The sequence below is a fragment of the Streptomyces aureus genome, assembly GCF_001418135.1.
Taxonomy (GTDB): Bacteria; Actinomycetota; Actinomycetes; order Streptomycetales; family Streptomycetaceae; genus Streptomyces; species Streptomyces aureus_A.
On record NZ_LIPQ01000689.1, the window covers coordinates 1 to 3099 of the forward strand.

Annotated in this window: 3 protein-coding genes; all 3 read right to left on the reverse strand. The window is 66.2% G+C overall.

The window, feature by feature from the left end; genetic code table 11:
• Nucleotides 1-1986 (reverse strand): FtsX-like permease family protein (locus AOK00_RS36155; RefSeq protein WP_216822293.1); only part of this gene is annotated, 1986 nt, incomplete at its 3' end.
• Nucleotides 1983-2657, reverse strand: coding sequence for an ABC transporter ATP-binding protein (locus tag AOK00_RS36160; protein WP_055604321.1), 675 nt, complete (start codon nt 2655-2657; stop codon nt 1983-1985). The genes AOK00_RS36155 and AOK00_RS36160, both read right to left, overlap by 4 nt.
• A gap of 59 nt (nt 2658-2716) precedes the next feature.
• A partial coding sequence (locus tag AOK00_RS37985) for a hypothetical protein (RefSeq protein ID WP_079042381.1) occupies nt 2717-3099 on the reverse strand: 383 nt, incomplete at its 5' end.

Here is a 3099-nt window from a genome sequence, read left to right on the forward strand (position 1 = left end):
CGCGAGCGCGGTCACCTGCCCCCGCCGCTCCATGGCCCGATCGGCCACAGACACAACGAACGCGGCCACCCCGATGACAAGCCCGAGCACCATCCCGACGCCAAGCAGACTCCGAATGACGGCGAGCTGAGCGAGCGAGTCGATGACGATCCCGACGGGCTCGACGGGGGAGGTGGGCGCGATGGCCCCGATGCCGTCGAGAACGGAACGGATGGTGGCGGGGTCGGAGTCACTGACGAGGGTTAGGGTGCCGGCGGAATCGGCGAGGGGGGCCGGGAGGAGGCCAGGAGGGACGAGCAGGGTGCCTGAAGCGAAGACGGAGACATCCCAGGGACTCACGTTCACCTTCTCCCGGGGCACGGTGAATGTGGCCTTGCGGCCGTCCTTCAACGCAAACGGGTAGCGCTCTCCCGCTTTCGGGTCGTACTCCAAGGGCGAGTGGTCATTGCGCAGTTGCATGATCTTGCCGTCCACGCAGCCTGTGGAGCGCTCTGTGGACGAGGCGAGCTGCGCGCAGGTGGAGATTACGAGGTCGGCACGGGGCACGTCGGTGCCATCCAGCGGATCCCAGGAGCTGTACGAGACCACCTGCGTCCGCACACCCGGGACGTTCGAGAGTGCCTTCCGCTGAGGCGGCGTGAGTTTGTCCAAGCTGATCTTGTACTCCTGGAGGGGAGCCGTCCGCCGACTGACCTGGTCAATTTCGACGAGTACTCCCTGCGTCAGCGAGGCGCCGAAAACCAGCAGCACGAGCCCGGTGACCACTCTCAGCGAGGACCCAGGGTCAACCTCGGTCCGCCGCATTGCCAAGGCCACTGGGAGAGAGTTCACCGCACCGGCCAGCCGCCGCGCCAGCCACGCCGTGATGGGTGCCAGCCCGAAGACGAGCCCGGCACCGGTCAACAAAACGGCACCAGGCACCAGCAGAGAACTGGCCGATCCCCCGGAGGGGTCCCGCCCCATGACGCTGAGCACGCAGTACCCGCCGATGATGCCCAGCCCTGGAACCAGGAGCAGTGTCCCGAACTTCCTCGGAGGCTTGCGGTCCCCGGTTCGTCGCACGCTGATGGGAGACATGGCAGCCCGCCGTGCGCTGAACTGCCCTACGGACCATGCGAGCGCCGGGCATCCCAGCAGGCACATGGCAAGGGTCGGCCCAGAGGGTCGGCCGTCCGCCGGATACCAGTGCAAGCCTGGAAGTCCGACCCGGGCCATCATCTCGTTGACCCCGAGATATCCCACAACCCCGATCACGGCCCCGACTGACGCGGCGGCGACACTCTCCCCGGCATTTACCCGCAGGGTGTCCTTCATGCTGAGCCCGACGAGTCGGAGGGCGGCGAGCCGCCGGGCACGCGATTCTCCGGAGAGTCGGGCGCAGACAGAGAGGAAGATGACGAGCGGTAGCAGCACGATGCACCCGAGAGTGAAACGCAAGATCGTGAGGGTTGACGGGTCGACGATCTCCCGCCAGGTTCGGCCAGTGCCGAAGGCGCCGAGCTCTTCTGCCTCGGTCAGCTCGGCTGGAGTGGTGCCGATGTATGCGTAAAGGTCGTCGCTGGCCCCCAGTCCCTGCGGCGCGATAGTTCCGGTGACGCGACCGGGGACAAGGCTGGCCGTCCGTGGATTGGCAGCGAGAATCTCACCGAGCTTCGGAGAAACGATCGCCTCACCGGCGCCAGGGAGCTTTTCGATTCCCGGCGGCACCGGCGTAGGCCCGGGTCTCGTCTGTGCGACGAAGACTCGATGGAGTGGCTGTGACCCGTACGGGTCCCTGAATTCCTGGAACAAGACGTTGCTGGTGCCTGGACGCGGCTCACGGGCTGCCGTGCGAGCGTCGTGGGCCATGAGGATCGATGGAATGGCGAGGACGGCGGCTAGGCACGCCACTCCGAGTGCCGAGCCGAGCGCCATCAGGAGGAAGCGCACCCGCCCCCGACGCCCGCTGCCCCAAAGCAGACGCATCCCGAGGGCGAATGCGTTCACACAGTCACCTGCTGGGCCAGGACGCCGTCCGACATCGTGTACTGAGTGTCGGCCCTCGCGGCCACGTCGCTGTCGTGCGTCACGATGATCACGGCCGTCTTCTGCCTCCGAGCCAGTTGAAGGAACTCATCTAGCACGGCAGCCGCGTTGGCACTGTCGAGTGCCCCGGTCGGCTCATCCGCGAACACCACGTCAGGCCGGTGGACGAGAGCGCGTGCGACCGCCACACGCTGACTCTGGCCCCCGGACAACTTCGAGGTCCTACGTCGCAACAGATCACCCATCCCGAGTCGGCCCAGTACCTGCGCGGCCACAGCGTGGGCGTGCACCTTGCTGATGCCGGCGAGCCGAAGGGGAAGGGCTGCGTTCTCCTCGACGGTCAGTTCGGGCAGAAGCTCCCCGTACTGAAAGACGAACCCGAGGCGCGTTCGCCGTAAGGCGCTCAACTCCCCGTCGGGAAGGGTGGCGAGCTGGACGCCGTCGAAGGTCACTGTGCCGTTCGTCGGTGGCAGTACCCCCGCGAGGCAGTACAGCAGCGAAGACTTACCCGACCCGCTACTGCCCATGATGGCGGCCACTTCGCCACGCTTGAGTGTGAAATCAGCACCGCTGACGGCTTGCTCGATGCCGTAGAAGAGATCCACGCCCTCAGCGCGGAGAATGACGTCCATCGTGATGTGCTCCCTGGGGGGTGGGGAGCCGCACTTGGGCGGCTCCCCCGAACCGTTGACTACCTCCGCCAGAACAGCCGCTCCGGTGAGCAGTAATCAGGGCGCAGGGACCCACGGTCGATGCACGCGTGAAGCCGCACTTCCTTGGTCTTCAGAACCGCGCCGTCGAAGAAGACCTTGTCGACCGTAATGCTCTTCCCCTGAGAGCCCTTGAGGTGGCCCCATGCGTAGCCTTCGACTTTGGTGCGCAGGTAGACGTTGTGACCGTCGTCTTTGTTGCCGTCCCGCAGCTGGCCCTTCACGTGAAGTCCGCTCGGCACCTTGGTCGTCGGCTGCCACTGGTACTTGCCCTTGAACGCAACCCCCGGCGTTTCCATAACCAACTCGCGCCAAGACGAGTCGGCCACCGCCACCCCCATCCCCCCAAAGAACAGCCCCGCGG

What these genes read in the sequence shown, in the direction of transcription:
- AOK00_RS36160 (WP_055604321.1), bottom strand. Translation starts at nt 2,657, where the DNA reads ATGGACGTCATTCTCCGCGCTGAGGGCGTGGATCTCTTCTACGGCATC.